The 15,852-nt window shown below is 64.2% G+C and carries 14 protein-coding genes; 5 read left to right on the top strand and 9 right to left on the bottom strand.

The annotated features are described in order from the left end of the window. The first annotated feature begins 24 nt into the window (after positions 1 to 24). A complete protein-coding gene (locus IVB48_RS27300; RefSeq protein WP_027566017.1) occupies positions 25 to 657 on the top strand; it encodes a hypothetical protein in 633 nt (210 codons plus the stop codon). Between the two features lies 1 nt (position 658). On the opposite strand, the gene IVB48_RS27295 is transcribed toward IVB48_RS27300, so the two are convergent. After that, on the bottom strand, positions 659 to 919 hold the full coding sequence (locus IVB48_RS27295) for a hypothetical protein (protein ID WP_027566016.1): 261 nt from the start codon (positions 917 to 919) through the stop codon (positions 659 to 661). A gap of 221 nt (positions 920 to 1,140) precedes the next feature. On the opposite strand from IVB48_RS27295, the gene IVB48_RS27290 reads away from it, so the two are divergent. After that, positions 1,141 to 2,835 carry a bifunctional diguanylate cyclase/phosphodiesterase gene (locus tag IVB48_RS27290; protein ID WP_247404723.1) on the top strand — a complete coding sequence of 565 codons (1,695 nt, stop codon included), beginning with the start codon at positions 1,141 to 1,143 and terminating at the stop codon, positions 2,833 to 2,835. Positions 2,836 to 2,852: 17 nt separating this feature from the next. On the opposite strand, the gene IVB48_RS27285 is transcribed toward IVB48_RS27290, so the two are convergent. From IVB48_RS27285 to IVB48_RS27255, 7 genes are all read right to left on the bottom strand, one after another. Further along, the gene (locus IVB48_RS27285; RefSeq protein ID WP_247404717.1) at positions 2,853 to 4,361 is read right to left on the bottom strand and encodes a tripartite tricarboxylate transporter permease; all 1,509 of its coding nucleotides are present in this window, start codon (positions 4,359 to 4,361) and stop codon (positions 2,853 to 2,855) included. A gap of 4 nt (positions 4,362 to 4,365) precedes the next feature. Beyond that, positions 4,366 to 4,851 (bottom strand): tripartite tricarboxylate transporter TctB family protein, encoded by a 486-nt coding sequence (locus IVB48_RS27280; protein ID WP_247404713.1) that lies wholly within the window; start codon positions 4,849 to 4,851, stop codon positions 4,366 to 4,368. A gap of 82 nt (positions 4,852 to 4,933) precedes the next feature. Next, positions 4,934 to 5,911: a tripartite tricarboxylate transporter substrate binding protein gene (locus IVB48_RS27275; RefSeq protein WP_247404710.1), complete on the bottom strand. Its 978-nt coding sequence runs from the start codon at positions 5,909 to 5,911 to the stop codon at positions 4,934 to 4,936. A gap of 193 nt (positions 5,912 to 6,104) precedes the next feature. Next, positions 6,105 to 8,972: a PAS-domain containing protein gene (locus IVB48_RS27270; RefSeq protein ID WP_247404707.1), complete on the bottom strand. Its 2,868-nt coding sequence runs from the start codon at positions 8,970 to 8,972 to the stop codon at positions 6,105 to 6,107. 226 nt (positions 8,973 to 9,198) lie between these two features. Further along, the gene (locus IVB48_RS27265) at positions 9,199 to 10,074 is read right to left on the bottom strand and encodes a hypothetical protein (protein ID WP_027566010.1); all 876 of its coding nucleotides are present in this window, start codon (positions 10,072 to 10,074) and stop codon (positions 9,199 to 9,201) included. 37 nt (positions 10,075 to 10,111) lie between these two features. Further along, positions 10,112 to 11,092 carry an amino acid--[acyl-carrier-protein] ligase gene (locus tag IVB48_RS27260; protein ID WP_247404704.1) on the bottom strand — a complete coding sequence of 327 codons (981 nt, stop codon included), beginning with the start codon at positions 11,090 to 11,092 and terminating at the stop codon, positions 10,112 to 10,114. Positions 11,093 to 11,166: 74 nt separating this feature from the next. Then, positions 11,167 to 12,384 carry an acyl-CoA dehydrogenase family protein gene (locus tag IVB48_RS27255; RefSeq protein ID WP_247404701.1) on the bottom strand — a complete coding sequence of 406 codons (1,218 nt, stop codon included), beginning with the start codon at positions 12,382 to 12,384 and terminating at the stop codon, positions 11,167 to 11,169. A 357-nt stretch (positions 12,385 to 12,741) separates the two neighbouring features. Between IVB48_RS27255 and IVB48_RS27250 the strand changes: the two genes are divergently transcribed. The 3 genes from IVB48_RS27250 to mtnA all read left to right on the top strand — a co-directional run bounded on the left by IVB48_RS27250 (position 12,742) and on the right by mtnA (position 15,137). Next, positions 12,742 to 13,014, top strand: coding sequence for a phosphopantetheine-binding protein (locus tag IVB48_RS27250; RefSeq protein ID WP_247404698.1), 273 nt, complete (start codon positions 12,742 to 12,744; stop codon positions 13,012 to 13,014). Between the two features lie 119 nt (positions 13,015 to 13,133). Continuing rightward, entirely contained in the window at positions 13,134 to 14,009 is an 876-nt protein-coding gene (locus IVB48_RS27245) for an S-methyl-5'-thioadenosine phosphorylase (RefSeq protein WP_247404695.1), read from the top strand. Between the two features lie 18 nt (positions 14,010 to 14,027). After that, positions 14,028 to 15,137 carry an S-methyl-5-thioribose-1-phosphate isomerase gene (mtnA, locus tag IVB48_RS27240; protein WP_247404692.1) on the top strand — a complete coding sequence of 370 codons (1,110 nt, stop codon included), beginning with the start codon at positions 14,028 to 14,030 and terminating at the stop codon, positions 15,135 to 15,137. 41 nt (positions 15,138 to 15,178) lie between these two features. Here the strand turns inward: mtnA and IVB48_RS27235 are convergent, their stop codons facing one another. Further along, on the bottom strand, positions 15,179 to 15,814 hold the full coding sequence (locus tag IVB48_RS27235) for an HAD-IA family hydrolase (RefSeq protein ID WP_247404689.1): 636 nt from the start codon (positions 15,812 to 15,814) through the stop codon (positions 15,179 to 15,181). Positions 15,815 to 15,852 lie beyond the last annotated feature (38 nt).

The raw sequence follows: 15,852 nt of genomic DNA, 5'->3' as shown, positions 1-15,852 counted from the left end.
CTTGATCGAGAAGGCATTTCGCCGATGGTCGGTTTCCCGCTGCTCCTGATCCCGCTTGCGGTCTACAACATCATCGCCTTCCTGATGCCCAGCGTGTCCTTTACGGACGTGCTGTTCAGGGTGCCGATGATCACGGGCGAGGCCTGGCCGGTCACGCTTGCCGACGTGATGCTCGCGCTAGGTGTCGTGCTGCTGCTGCTCGAGGTGGTCAAGGGCGCGCGGCCCGGGTCGAAATTCCTGATGGATCATTTGCTGTCGCTGATTGTGTTCGGCGCGGCTGCGGCCGAATTCGTGATGTGGCCCAAATTCGGCAACTCCACCTATTTCCTTCTGGTGCTGCTGGCGATGGCCGATTTCCTCGGCGGCATCGCCCAGCGCACCCGCCGCCGCGTCGCTTATGTCGCCGAAACGACAGTGCCGGCGCCTCGCAAGGCCAAGCGCCAAGCCGAGACGCCGGCGGATGAAGGGACGTTCGAGCCCAAGTTCGAGCCGGTCGTTGCGCCGCCCGCATCCGCGCAATCCGCGCAATCGGTCGCCGAATCCGTACTGATGGATCATCCCGCGCCGAAGCCTGTGAGTACGCCCTCGCCGGAAATTCCCTCGCCGCATTTGCAGCCGGGCAACGGCACCCAGCCGTCTCCCGACGCGCCGCGCTGATTCAAGCCACCTGGCGCGTGCGCGCGGTCACGCTCGGAAGCGGGCGCTTGCTGCCATAGGCGACCTGCGCATCCTCAGAAGACACGCGGCGAAGTCGGCTCGCCTGGGGCAGGTGCTCGGCATTGGCGATGAGCTGGGCGACGAAGCTCGGATCGGGGCGCGGCAGCGGTGCCTTGTGGACCCACTGCAAAACCGGCATCAGCGGCACCACAGCCGAGCCTGTGCCGTTGTCCGCCATGTCCACTTGATCAGTACTCAACATCGCGATCACCGTTGACCCGGCCTGGATTGTCGCGTTTCGAGACGCTGGCGCCGGTGCGTGTGATGTACTCGCAAGGCCTATGCCGGACGGGCCGGTTTGGTTCCTGCACGAGAACAAACGTGGTTTCCAAATTGTTTATCAACTTTGCCTAGGGTCAATGGCGAATCTGGCTTTATCCTGTGCCGACTCAGGACTCCCCGCTGTCCCGAAACGAGGCGATTTTGACCCCCGCATTGCCGCAAGCCTCCGACATCCTGGCTGCCCTCGGCCAGGCCGTGTTCGCCTGGGACATCGCCAGCGATGCCATCGTCTGGGGCGAGCAGGTCGGCGCCATCTTCCCCGGGATTCCCACCGAACGGCTGGCCACCGGCGCCGAATTCGCAAAGCTGATCGAGCCCGCGCAATCGCTGCGGACCGCCGCGCTGGCGCAGACCTCAGCCGTGCATGGCGCCGACGGCACGCCCTATCGGGTCGAGTACGGCGTGCGCATGAGCGCCGCCGATCCCGTGGTCTGGATCGAGGAGACCGGCCGGTGGTTCGCCGGCCCCGACGGCCGCCCCGTGCGTGCGATCGGCTCCGTCCGCATCAACAATGAACGCCATGCCCGCGACGAGGAACTGACGAAGCTCGCCCGGCTTGATCCGCTGACCGGCGAGCTCAATCGCTCGCATCTGATCGCCGCGCTGGCCGAGGCCATCGAGGAGACGACCCGTTTCCGCTCGACCGCGGCCTTCATGCTGGTCGGCATCGATCATCTCGCGCGTGTCAACGAAGCCTTCGGCTTCGACGTTGCCGACGCCGTGATCCTCGACGTCGCCACGCGCATTCGCGCGCGCTTGCGCGGGGGCGACGTGCTCGGCCGCTTCTCCGGCAACAAGTTCGGCCTGATCCTGAAGAACTGCACCGTCGACGACATGAACGTCGCCGCCGAGCGCTTCCTCGCCGGCATCCGCGACGAGGTGGTGCCGACCAAATCCGGCCCGGTGTCGGTCACCGCCTCGATCGGCGCGGTCAGCGTGCCGCGCTATGCCCGCAACACCGATGAAGCGGTCAATCGCGCCCACGAGACCCTGGACACCGCGAAACAACGCCGCGTCGGCTCGTTCGCCGCCTGGCGCCCGGATGCCGCGCGCGACGCCCAGCGCCGCGTCAACATCCGCGTCACCGACGAGATCGTCACGGCGCTGAACGAGCGCCGCATCAAGCTCGCCTATGAGCCGGTGGTTGCCGCTCTCTCGCGCGAGTGCGCTTTTCACGAATGCCTGGTGCGGATGGACCAGGGCGACGGCCAGGTGCTGCTCGCGCCCGACATCGTGCCGGTCGCGGAACGGCTCGGCCTGATCCGCCTGGTCGATCACCGCGTGCTCGAGCTCGTGGTCGCCGAGCTCGCCGCCGCGCCCGACATCTGCCTCAGCCTCAACATCTCCCCGGACACCACCATGGATCCGGATTGGTGGGCCGGAATCGAATCGCTCATGCGCGCCCATCCCGGCGTCGCCGAGCGGCTGATCGTCGAGATCACCGAAACCGTCGCGATCCAGGACATCGACGACGTGCGCGGCTTCGTCACCCGGCTGAAGAATTTCGGCAGTCGCATCGCCATCGACGATTTCGGTGCCGGCTACACCTCGTTCCGTAATCTGCGCAAGCTCGGCGTGGACATCGTGAAGATCGACGGCGCGTTCGTGCAGAACATCACTCGCTCCGCCGACGACCGCGCCTTCGTGCAGACCTTGATCGACCTCGCTCGCCGCCTCGACATCAAGACGGTGGCCGAATGGGTGCAGGACGAAGAAGCTGCGAACATGCTGCGCGACTGGGGCTGCGACTACATCCAGGGCCGCCTGATCGGGCTCGCCTCAGCCGACCGCCCCTGGGGCGCGCCGCCGGATAGCGTGCTGCCCGCGGCAAGCTGAGACACCCTGCCAAACCCTCACGCGCCCTCATCCAGCGCCACGAGCTCGCGCTTCTTGCGCAACGCGGGCAATAACGGCGCTATCAGCAGCACCAGCGCGAGCGCCAGACACGCTGCCGAGATCGGGCGCTGCACGAAGGTCCAGAGGTCGCCCTGCGACAGGATCAGCGACTTGCGCAGATTGTTCTCCATCATCGGTCCCAGCACGAACGCCAGCACCAGCGGCGCGGGCTCGAAGCCGAGCTTGCGCATGAAATAACCGATGATGCCGAACGCGACCATCACATAGACGTCGAACACGTTGTTGCTCGAGCAATAGACGCCCAGGATCGTGAACAGGATGATCAGCGGGAACAGGATGTTGTAGGGCAGCTTGAGCAGCTGCACCCACATGCCGATCAGCGGCAAATTGAGGATCAGCAGCATGACGTTGCCGATATACATGCTGGCGACGATGCCCCAGAACAGGCCGGGGTTCTGCGTGATCAGCAGCGGCCCCGGTTGGAGGCCATGGATGACGAAGGCGCCGAGCAGTAGCGCCATTACCACGTTCGGGGGGATGCCCAAGGTCATCAGCGGAATGAAAGCGCCTCCGGCCGCCGCGTTGTTGGCGGATTCGGGACCCGCTACGCCCTCGATCGCGCCATGGCCGAAACGCTCCGGCGTTTTCGACAGCCGCTTCTCCAGGGCATAGGACGCGAACGAGGCGACCACGGCGCCGCCGCCCGGGAGAATGCCGAGCAGGAAGCCGAGGAACGTGCCGCGAGCCACCGGGCCGGCGCTCGCCTGCCAATCGGCCTTATTGGGCAACAGCTGCGTGATCTTGGCGTTGATGATATCGCGCTTGATTGCTTGCTCGGTATTGAGCAGCACCTCGGCGACGCCGAACAGGCCCATCACGACGGGCACGAGTCCGATGCCGTCGATCAGCTCCATGCGGCCGAACGTCAGCCGCGGTTGCGCCGTGATGCTGTCGAGGCCGATCAGTCCGAGCACGACGCCGATACATGCCATCAGGAGCGCCTTCGGCATTGATCCCTGAGTGAGAAACGTGAGCACGATGAGGCCGAGCACCATCAGGCTAAAATATTCGGCAGGGCCAAACGCGATGGCGATGTTGGCGAGCCGAGGTGCCACCAGCATCAGCGCAACGAGCGAAAATGTGCCGGCGATGAAGGAGCCGAAGGCGGAGATGCCCAGCGCAGGGCCGGCACGGCCCTGCTTCGCCATCTGGTGGCCGTCAATACAGGTCACGACTGAAGCCGCCTCGCCCGGGATATTGACCAGGATCGAAGTGGTCGAGCCACCATACATCGAGCCGTAATAGATCCCCGCCATCATGATGATGCCGGATTCCGGCGTTCCTGACAGTGTCACCGGAAGCAACAGAGACATCGCCGAGATCGGCCCGATGCCTGGCAGTACACCGACCAGCGTACCGATGAAGACGCCGATGAAACAGTAGAGCAGGTTGATCGGCAGGAGCGCGACGCCAAACCCGTGCGCGACGTTGACGAGCGTATCCATGCGATCAACCGATCCCGAACAGGCCCGAGGGTAGCTGGATCAGCAGCAGCCGCTTGAGTACCCACCACATTCCGAGCGGCACCAGCGCGGCGATCGGGATCGCCAGCGTCCAACGCACGGGATCGATCAAGCGCAGCAAAAGCAACATGAGCGGAATCGATGACAGCAAGAATCCCAGCGGCTCGAGGGCAAAGGAGAACGCAGTGAGGCAGGCGATGACGAGAAGCGGCTTGCTCCAGCTCACATTGTCCCAGCGCGAAGCCAGCGTCGGCCCGCCCTCGGTGATGGCCGAGATGATAATGCTGGCCGCGAACACGCACATCAGGATGCCCGTGTAGAACAGTACGTAGCCGGAGCCGGGATCGTTGATGGTGCCGAGCTTGAGCTTCACACCCTGCCAGATCACGAAGCCGCCGAGCGCGAGCCCGATCAAGCCGCCCCAGAGTTCGGAGTTGTTGAGACGGAGTTTGACGGTGGTTTGGTCGTTCATCGATACCCTCTCGGCCGTGCCCCGGACGCTACGCAGCGCGACGCGGTGCGCTGCAGATCCGGGACACGAAAGTGGCTCAATCCTACTTCTTCGCAAGCCCGAGCGTGTCGATCACCTTGCGCTCTGACTCCGTGACCTCGACGACGAACTTCTTGTATTCCTCGGTATTCTTGTAGCTCGGCACCATATCGTATTTGGCGAGCGTGGCGATCACCGCGGGATCCTCGACCGCCTTCTTGAAGGCGTCGTGCAGCTTGGCGACGATCTTGGGATCCATGCCCTTGGGGCCGGCGATGCCGAACGGGGAATCATAGACCATGGGATAGCCGAGCTCCTTCAGCGTTGGCACGTCAGGATAATTCGGCGATCGCGCGCCGGTCCACACCATGAGAAGCTTCAGCTTGCCGGCGTCAACCAAGGGCCGCCAACCGGTGGAGTCGGCTTGCAGCATGGTATGCTGGCCGAGTACTGCGGCGTTGGTCTCTGCCCCGCCCTTGAACGGCACCTGCGTGAGCTTGATGCCGGACATCGCGGCGATTTGCTCCATGCCGATATGAAGCGAGGTGCCTGTGCCCGGCGTCGCGTAGGTCACCTTGCCCGGATTTGCCTTCGCGAACTCGACCACATCTTTCCAGGATTTGAATTGCGACTCGGCGCTGGTGGTTACGCCGAAGGTGTAGCCGGTGAGGTGAACGATATAGGTGAAGTCCTTCGCCGGATCCCACGACACCTCCTGCATCAGGGGCAGGCGGAAGACGGTGATCGGAAGCTGTGAGATGGTGTAGCCGTCCGGCTTCGCAGCTGCGGCCATGGTGGCAGGTCCAACAGTGCCGCCGCCGCCGGCCTTGTTGTCGATCACGATCGGCTGCCCCAGGACCTTAGACGCACTGTCGGCGATCGCGCGCATCGAGATGTCGGTCGATCCGCCGGCGGGCCATGGCACGATCAGCGTCACCGGTTTGGTGGGATAATCCTGCGCACCGGCGGCGGTTGCGAGCAGCGCGCTCACAACGGCATGCATGGCGGCAAAGGCGATTGTCTTCAGCCCGTATCGCGACATCGAAACTCCTCCCTCGCGGTGGCCTGGTTCGGGCCGCCGTTTCTCATTGTTATGACGGGATTGTCCCCGAATTCATGGGAGAAGAAAAGCGCATTGCGCGGGCGCGATACGGTGATCCCGCCGAAAAGCGCACGTGCGACAATTGGTCGTTTGAAGGCGTGCCGAGATACGGAATTTGCCTTCGGTGGGGCCCTTACGCCACGCGGCGTACTGCGCTCAGCGTCTCGATCACGCGTCCGACCTCCGCGGCCGGGGAGGGCTTGCCGAAATAATATCCCTGCACGGCGGTGCAGCCGCATTCGCGGACGAAGTCGAGTTGTTCAATCGTCTCCACACCCTCCGCCGTGGTCTCGACGCCGAGCACCGAGCCGAGGCTGGCGATGGTGCGGACGATCGCCACACTCTCCGGGCTTTCACTGATCGTGCCGACGAAGGAGCGGTCGATCTTGATACGATCGAACGGAAATCTGCGCAAATAGCTCAGCGAAGAATAGCCGACGCCGAAATCGTCGAGGCTGACGCGCACCCCCAACGCGCGGAGCTGGTGCAGGATCTCGATCGTCGCCTCGCTGTCGTCGAGCAGCGCCGTCTCGGTGAGCTCGAGCTCGAGCCGATGCGGTGGCAGGCCGGCCTCCGCAAGCGCGCTCGTCACCATCGTCACCAGCCCGCGCGAGCGGAATTGCACCGGCGACAGGTTCACGGCGACGGTGAGATCGGGCCATGTCGCGGCGGTCGCGCAGGCCGTGCGCAGCACCCACTCGCCGATCGGAACGATCAGGCCGTTCTCTTCCGCAATCGGAATGAATTCCGCCGGTGAGACGAGGCCGCGCGAGGGATGTTTCCAGCGCAGCAGCGCCTCGAAGCCGGTAAGTTCGGTGGTGTCGAGCCGCACCTGCGGCTGGAATGCCAGGTGGAATTCACGGGCCTCCAGCGCGCCGCGCAGATCGTGCTCGAGCGCGTGCCGGCTGCGAGCCTCTTTCTCCATTTCGGGCTCGAACAGCTGATAGGCGCCGCGCCCCTTGGCCTTGGCCTGGTACAGCGCGAGGTCGGCGCATTTCATCAGCTGGTCGGCGTCGAGCCCATGATCGGGCGCGATTGCGATGCCGACGGAGACGCCAACATGCATCGACTGGTGCTCCAGCGGCGGCGGGTGACCGATGATCTCGACCAGGCGGCGCGCGAGCCTTTCCGCCGATTGCGGCTGCGGCCCGCGCTGGAGAACCGCGAACTCGTCGCCACCGAGCCGCGCGACGGTGTCGTGCTCGCCGACATTCTCCTTCAGCTGCGCCGCGACCCAGCGCAACAGCCGGTCGCCGGCCGCGTGGCCGAGGCGATCGTTGACGGTCTTGAAATTGTCGAGGTCGAAGCACAGCACGGCCATCGCGCCGCCGGCGATCGCGACCTGGTTCAGTCCCTCGCCCATCTTCTCGCGGAACAGAGTGCGATTGGGCAGGTCGGTGAGTGAATCGTGCCGCGCCATGTGCGCCACGCGGGCCTGGGCCTTGTGGCGTTCGGTGACATCCTCATAGGTGACGACCCAGCCGCCATGCTCCATTCGCTTGTGATTGAGCTTGATGATGCGGCCGTCGCCCAAATAGCGGTGCAGTGTGTGCTCGCCCTCGCGCAGTCTCTCGACATAGTCGGCATAGAGCCGCGCGGCGGTGGTGTTTGGATGGATGCCGAGCTCGCAGCTGTGCTCCATGATCTCGCGCATCGACGCACCCGGCTTCACCAATTCGGGTGACAGTCCGTACATCTCGATGTAGCGCCGATTGCAGACGATGACGCGCAAGCTCGAATCGAGCATACACAGGCCCTGGCTCATGTTGTTCAGGGCCGCGTCGAAGCGCCGATACTGCTCGCTCAGCTCCTCGACTGCGTGCTCGCGTTCGGTGATGTCCTCGTAGGTGGCCACAAAACCACCCTCGGCCAGAGCGCAATAGCGCACCGAGATCGTGGTGTCGTTCGACATCCGCCGGCGTATCGGCGAGGAGTTGCGGTCGGCAATCCTTGCGCTGGCGGCTTCCAGGAGTTGTTGCGGACTATACTCGGAGGAGAACGCGCCGTTTGCCATCGAGCGTTCGATCAGTTCGCCGAGATGCGTGCCCGGCTTGGCTTCCTCCGGCGAGAGCCGATAGATCTTCCGGTAGGTGGTGTTGCAGACGCGCAGGCGCATCTCGCTGTCGTAGAAGGCGAGTCCGTGTGCCATGTTCTCCAGCGCCGCGTCGAGCATGAAGTTCTGCTGCCTTAGCATCTCCTCGTATTGCAGCCGCTCGGTGACGTCTTCGTGCACGGTCACCCAGCCGCCGTCGGGCAGAAAACGGGAAACCACCTGCACCATCCGTCCGTCATAGCGCATCACCAGCAGGTTTTTCGCCTTCCTGGTGCGCACGTCCTCCAGCCTGGTGTCGTAGAATTCGTCGGCCGACACCCCCGGCAGGTTGCCGCGCGACATCCAGTGCTCGATGACCGTACAATGCGAGACGCCCGGCTTCACGATTTCCGGGTCGAGATTGTAGAGCTTCAGGAAACGTTCGTTGCAGACGACGACGCGGCTGTCGGCATCGTACATGATCAATCCGTGCGCCATGTTGGCGAGCGCGTGCTGGCTGCGCTCGGTCTGCACGCGCAGCTCCGCCTCGACCCGGGCGAGGCGGCTGACGTCTTCGCAGATCGTCATCCAGCCGCCGCCGGGAAGCGGTTTTAGCTCGAGCGCCATGACCACGCCGCTCGCGAGCGTCTGCTGAGTCCGGAACGGCTGGCCGGCTGCGATCCGCGTCATGCGCGCGGCATAGAGTGCGTCGACTTCCCCCGCAGGGATGTTGCCGAGGGCCACGCTGTGGGCGAGCACGTCACGGTAGCTCGTGCCGACCCGCACGATTTCGGCCGACATGTTGAACAGGCTGAGGTAGCGCTGATTGACCAGCACGATCCGGTTGCCGGCATCGTAGACGCAGACGCCTTGCTCCATGTGGTCGAGCGCAAGCTGGCTCAGCCCGACCAGGGCCTTCGGGCCCTGCTCGCGGCGTGCATCAAGCTCGTTGTCGCGGATCGACGTCATGGGGCGGCGGGGTCTCGGCGGGCAATAGACTTAACGCGATGTAATTCAGTCGCCGAGGCTAGCGAAGAAGCGGGAAAATTCCCTTAAGCGCCTTAGTTTACGGAGGGTGACCGGCGATGCAGGGATGCTGCCAATGTGAAGGGGGGGCAAGGTACCGTCGCGCCGGTCGACCTGCGCAATTGCGCGTTAGGCCCGGATGACATCGAATGTCCGGCCCAAACGGGGCCTACGGCCCGTACAGCACGAGTTCCGTATCCGTGAGATCGGCGAGCTGCGGCCGGTGTGGGCCCTTGAAATATTTGCGGCCGCGACGCTCGGTGTAGATGCCGACGAGGCCGGAAACCGGGCCGTTGGAATCGACGGCGACCGCGATCTTGCCGAGCCGCAGCAGCAGCCGGCCGATGCGGCCTGCGCATTCGGTGTATTCGGCCGCGTTGCGGCAGTAGATCAGCTTCATCGCGGGCGGCGCAATGATGCCACGGCGGATGCGCACCGGTTGCAGGATGAAGGGGAACGTTCCCTTCGGCGTGCGGCAGACCAGGCTGAGGCAATTGTAGCGCGCATGCCGCGTCAAGAGATCGGTCTCGGCATCGGAAAGCCCGTCGATCGTCTTGGCGTGCTGCGAGATGACCTCGATCTTGCTCCAGCGTGGGACGCGCGCCAGCGCTGGCACCGAGAAGAAGATGCCACGGCAATAGGCGCGAAAGCCCTGCGTCTCGATGATCGGCCAGGTCCACGGCGCCGGGCTGATGTTGAGATAGGTGACGTCCTTGTGGCGCTGCGCGATCTTGGTCAGGAGCGGGGCGTAGTTGCGGTAGGCCGGATCGACGTACCAGCTCGACAAATTGCACTGGATGGCGGTCTCATCGCCGTCCCTCCGCGCCGTGTAGATCAGCAGCAGCACGCCGACCGGCGTGCCGTCATTGTCGAGCATGTAGCCGAAGCGCGGATAGCCTTCCGGTACGGGCCTGAAGGCCTGCCGGCGCAGGCCCTGGATCCAGTAGCCGCGCGAGCGGCCGACGAAGCCGCGCGTCAGCAAGTCCGCGACCGCATCGACGTCGGACTCGGTGATCTCGCGGCATCGGACCTTGGTATGGATCACGCTCGTCTTTCCCGTGGAAATGGCCGGCCTCTTGCCGTTAGCGCCAGCCTTCGCCGTGGGCATCGGCCGCGATCTGCGGCTGCAGGCCCATGATCTCCCGCACCTTGGCGGGCCAGGCGGAAGGGTCGGTGCCGTGGGTGTGGAACATGGCGACAGCCAGGCGGTCCATGCCGAAGGCGACGCAGCCGGTGTGGGCCGGCTCGCCATTGGCGTCCTTGATGTCCCAGGTCGTGCCGAAATGCTCGAGGTGATAATTGAAGCTCATGCAGGCCGTCGGCTGCTCTTCCGAGCGCAGCGGGATCAGCAGTTCGAACTTGAGCTGCTGCTGCTTTTGGCTCACCGCCTTCATCTGACCGACGCGGCCGAAGAACGGATCGCTGGCATAATCGACGCGGAAGGTGAGACCGAGATCGGTCGCAATCGCCTGCGCGCGCACCATCCAGCGCTCGCGGAAATCGGCGACGTCGTCGGGGCTGCCGATGCAGACATATTCCCGCATCCGGAACGATTGCAGCCGGTCGAGATGTTTTGACGGCTCGCGGCGGAAGCAGTCGGCGGCGACGTCGAAGCGCAGGCCGCCCTTCGGCAACTGGCCGCGGCTCGCCGCGATCGGATAGACGGGATAGCAGGCCGCCGGCGACAGCACGAGGTCTGCCGGCGAGAGCGAGCTGGTCCAGTCACCGCCGGCATCGAAGCGGCTGACCGCGGCGTTGATCTCGCGCTCGGTGCCGTGCAGGCCGCAGACGCAACCGAGCAGGTTCGGAAAGCTCTTGAGATAGCCGGACTTCTCGAGCTGTGAACGGCTCATCACCGGCGGGAAGCGCATCACTTCGGTGCCCGCCTCGCGATGGCTCGTAATGAGTGCGGCGAGCCGCTCGACGATGCCCTCATAAAGCGCGGTGCGGGCGTAGACGCCGTCCGAGCCCATCGGATGAAAGAGCTTGTCGGCGAGATGATCGAGCGGATCCGCGATTTGCGGGGCGGTCTCGGGCGAATTGGGGAGGACGGCAATGTTCATGATTCGATGTCCTGCTATCTCAAAATTGTTCTTGTTGGTTTGGTCGCCAAGGCGCGTCAGTTAGGAAAAGGACGTCAGTCGTGAAGGCTCAATGGCACGCCGCTCATCAGGGTCGATGTTGCGGCGTTGGCCAGAATGCGGTCGTTGTTGATCATGATCGGCGACGACAGCACGTCGCGCAGGTGGCGGCCCATGGTGAACTCACCGTCATTGCGGTAGCCGGAAAGGCCTGCGGTGCGCGTCGCATGCATCACGGTCTCGACCGCGAGCTCCGAGGCCTGCACCTTCAGAAGCGTGATCGAAGACTGGAAGTCGAGCGAGCCGAGCGCGCGTTCGTCGTGCTCGGCGCGAGCAAAGGCGTCGATATTGGCTGATATCAGCGCCCGCAGCTTGGCCAGCGACATCTTGGCGGCGGTGAAATGCGCGGCCGCCGGGGGCATCTGGCCGCCTGAGGTGCGGGCCGCCTTGCGGACGAAGGCCTGCGCACGGGTAACGGCGGCTGCAGCAATACCAGCCCAGGCCGAGGACCAGCACAGATGCGCGAACGGCGTCATGGTCTGAGCGTGGATCTTGTCGTAGGATTCCGGGAAGACGCGGTCGGTCGGGCAGTCGACCTTCAGCTCGAAACCGGTCGAGCAGGTGCCGCGCATGCCGAGCGTTTCCCAGCCCAGCGTCCGCTTCAGCGAATAGTCGTCCCTGGCGAGCGCCAGAAGAACCTGGTCGGACGCAGAAGCGTCGGTGGCGCGGCGGGCGATGGTTACGAGGCCGTCGGCCTCGGCGCCGTAGGAGATCACTGTGGCGTCGCGCAGCAGCGAGACGGTGTCGCCGACGACGTCGACGGCGGCGGCGCTAGCGCGGATGTTTCCGCCGTTCTGGCCTTCGGTGGTGGAGGAGGCGAGCAGCCACTGGTCGCGCGCGACCCGGCGCATCATGGTTTCCATCCAGGGGATGCCGTGGCCGTGCCTGACGACGCAGGCGACCTTTGTCGTGTGCATGGCGTAGATCATCGCCGTGGAGGCGCAGGCGCGTCCGAGCGTGTAGCAGACGTCGGTGACGTCGTGGATCGAGGCACCGAAGCCGCCGAACTCGGCCGGGATCATGACGCCGAGCAGCTTCTGCTCACGCGCAACCTCGAAAGCCTTGTGAGGGAAGCGGGCATCGCGATCGACCCCGTCGGCGTCGGCTGCCGCCACGGTGGCGGTCCGGGCGGCGCGTTCGATGAGGGAGGGACCATGCTCGAGAAAGCTCGTCTGCGTCTCGTCGACAGTGAGGACTGCTTCACGCACGTTCATACTCGTCCGCCTCCGGTTTGCCGTTCAGGATCGCCGGCATCATTCGCGATGCCGCTTGAGCGATCCTTCGACCATCTTTGCTTATGAGATGAGGCTACGGATTTAATTCAAATTCGTCGATGAAATAGAGGGTAAACAAAGCCCAATTCCGAACGAACAGTTAAGTTCGGGTTGTTTGCATCGTCCGGATTCCCGCGATCGCGTTAGGGATCTGTAAGAAGTCGGAAATCCAGACAATCTGAGTCATCGTTTACTAAGAAACGCGAAGTAATGGTGGTGTCCATTGCGGGATCGGCCCGCCGTGCCCATCGTAGCCGGCAACCAGTCCGACCTTTGTCGACAGATGGGAATTTACCGATGCAGGCTTTCGATACCGAGTTGCGCAATCGCATCATCAAGCTGGTGAAGGGCGTCCTCGCCCAGAACTCGCTCTCCGCCGAGGTCACGCCGCAGGCCAAGCTCGTCGACGTCGGCCTGACCTCGATGGACATGGTCAATCTGATGCTCGGCGTCGAAGCCGAGTTCGACTTCACGATTCCCCAGTCCGAGATCACACCGGAGAACTTCCAGTCGGTCGAGACGCTGGAGCGTATGGTCGCGACCCAGCTGCAGTCGGCGGCCGCGGCATAATCAGGCGCGCGTCTCCATGACGGCACTTTCTGACTCCATCACCCCCCGTTCCAAAACCGACGTAAAACTGGCATAGCTTCTCCCCGGAATCGCGATGGCGCGAACGGGGTGGAGCAGGTATGACGCAGGCGGTATTGGGCATCATCGGCGGCTCCGGCATTTACGACCTGCCGGGGCTGGAGGACGCTCGCGAAGAGGTGATCAAAAGCCCCTGGGGTGAGCCGTCGGCGCCCCTGCGGCGCGGCTCAATTGCCGGCTTGCCGATCGTGTTCCTGCCGCGCCACGACAAGGGCCACCGGCTGTCGCCCTCCGACATCAATTATCGCGCCAATATCGACGTCCTCAAGCGCGCCGGGGTCACCGACCTGATCTCGCTGTCGGCCTGTGGCTCGTTCAGGGAGGAACTGCCGCCGGGAACCTTCGTTCTCGTCGATCAGTTCGTCGATCGTACCCACAAACGCGAGAGCTCGTTCTTCGGGAGGGGATGCGTCGCGCATGTGTCGATGGCGCACCCGGTCTCGCCGCGGCTGCGCATCCATCTTGCCACGGCGGCCGAAGCCGAGGGCATCGCGTTTGCGCGCGGCGGCACCTATGTCTGCATGGAGGGACCGCAATTCTCGACCTATGCGGAAAGCACGACCTACAAGACGCTTGGTTATTCCGTGATCGGCATGACCAACATGCCCGAGGCGAAACTCGCGCGTGAGGCCGAGCTTTGCTACGCCACCGTCGCGATGGTGACGGATTTCGATTGCTGGCATCCCGATCACGACGCCGTCACCGTGCAGGACATCATCCGCGTTCTGAACTCGAACGCCGACAAGGCAAAAGCGCTGGTGGCCCGGCTGGCGAAAGACTTCCCGCGCGAGCATGAGCCGTGCCCGATCGGCTCGGACCGCGCGCTCGATACCGCACTGATCACCGCGCCCGAGGCGCGCGATCCCGAGCTCTTGAAGAAGCTCGATGCGGTGGCCGGGCGCATCCTGCAAACGTGATACGAAAGGCAGAATGCCATGAAGGTCGACGGCAAGCATTTCCGTAGCATCTGGCGCGAGCGCGACGGCTGGTCGGTCGGAGCGATCGACCAGCGCCGGCTGCCGCACGAGTTCATCGTTGCGAAGCTGATCTCATGCGAGGACGCGGCCCTCGCCATCCGCGACATGCTGGTGCGCGGTGCGCCGCTGATCGGCGCAACCGCAGCCTACGGCATGGCGCTGGCGATGCGCGAGGACGCCTCCGACGCCGGCCTGAAGCGTGCCTACGACACGCTCGTGGTGGCGCGGCCGACCGCGATCAATCTGAAATGGGCCCTGGACGAGATGCGAGCGAGCCTCGCGCCGATCGATCCGCTAGAGCGGGCCGAAGCTGCCTATGCGCGCGCCGACGAGATCGTCGAGCAGGACGTCGAGATCAACCGCGGCATCGCCGGCAACGGCCTGAAACTCATCGAGGCGATCGTCGCAAGGAAGAAGCCGGGCGAGACGGTCAATTTGCTGACCCATTGCAATGCCGGCTGGCTTGCGACCGTCGATTGGGGCACGGCGACGGCGCCGATCTATCTCGCGCACGAGCGCGGCATCAAGGTCCATGTCTGGGTCGACGAGACGCGTCCGCGCAACCAGGGCGCCTCGCTCACGGCCTGGGAGCTCGGCCATCACGGCGTGGCGCATACGGTCATACCGGACAACACCGGCGGGCATCTGATGCAGCACGGCATGGTCGATCTCGCCATCGTCGGCACCGATCGCGTTGCCGCCAATGGCGACGTCTGCAACAAGATCGGCACATATTTGAAGGCGCTCGCCGCTCACGACAATAACGTGCCGTTCTATGTCGCGCTGCCGTCGCCGACGATCGATTTTGCCGTTGATGACGGCGTCCGCGACATCCCGATCGAGCAGCGCAGCGGCAAGGAGGTCACCGACATGACCGGCCGCACCGCAGACGGAAGGCTTGAGACGGTACGCATCGTGCCGGAGGGCTCGCCGGTCGCGAATTATGCCTTCGACGTGACCCCAGCGCGGCTCGTCACCGGCCTCATCACCGAGCGAGGCGTGTTGAAAGCCGATCGCGCGTCACTTGCCGCTGCGTTTCCGGAGCGGATTGCAGGCGCGACGGAGTAGGTCTGGTTCGGCGATAGCTCGCAATGACGGAGAATGACGCTCTAGCTCAGCTTCAATCCCGTCGCGGCCTCGAGCTCGGCGATCGCCTGGGTGCCGCTGGTGACCTTGATCGTCGTCATGCCCATCTCGCGGGCCGGCTTCAGATTGACGCCGAGATCGTCGAGATAGACGCAATTCTTCGGATCAACCTTCAGTGTCTCGACCATCAGCTGATAAATGCGCGGGTCGGGCTTGCGCAGGCCGATCTTGGCGGACTCGATGACATAATCGAACAGCACCATCACCTCGGCGACATAGAGTGAGCGCCCGGTCATGCTGCCGATCGCATTGGCCGGCAGATTGTTGGTAATGCAGCCGGTCTTGAATTGCGCCTTGATGCGCTTCAGCGCTTCCACCATCTCGGGGCGCAGATCGCCCTGAAGCAGCGGGAGCACATCGCGGCCGCGCACCTCCGCGCCGAGCGCCAGCGACTCCGTTGCGAACAGCTCGTCGAACGTGTCGATATCGACCTCGGCGCGCTCGAACTTGGCCCAGGCATTTTCCAGATGATTGGCGGCATTGGTGCGCCGGATGATGCCGATGGGCAGGCCACGCTCTGTCTCGAACCGTGTGAACGCCTCGAACGGCGAACTCGTCAGCACGCCGCCAAAATCAAAGATCACAGCCTCGATCGTCAAGATCCCGCCCTCGTCAATTCCTTTCCAAGAGCGCTAGC

Source organism: Bradyrhizobium sp. 76 (genome assembly GCF_023073025.1).
Taxonomy (GTDB): domain Bacteria; phylum Pseudomonadota; class Alphaproteobacteria; order Rhizobiales; family Xanthobacteraceae; genus Bradyrhizobium.
Note: the sequence above shows the minus strand (reverse complement) of the source record. Positions and strands in the feature narration are given on the sequence as shown.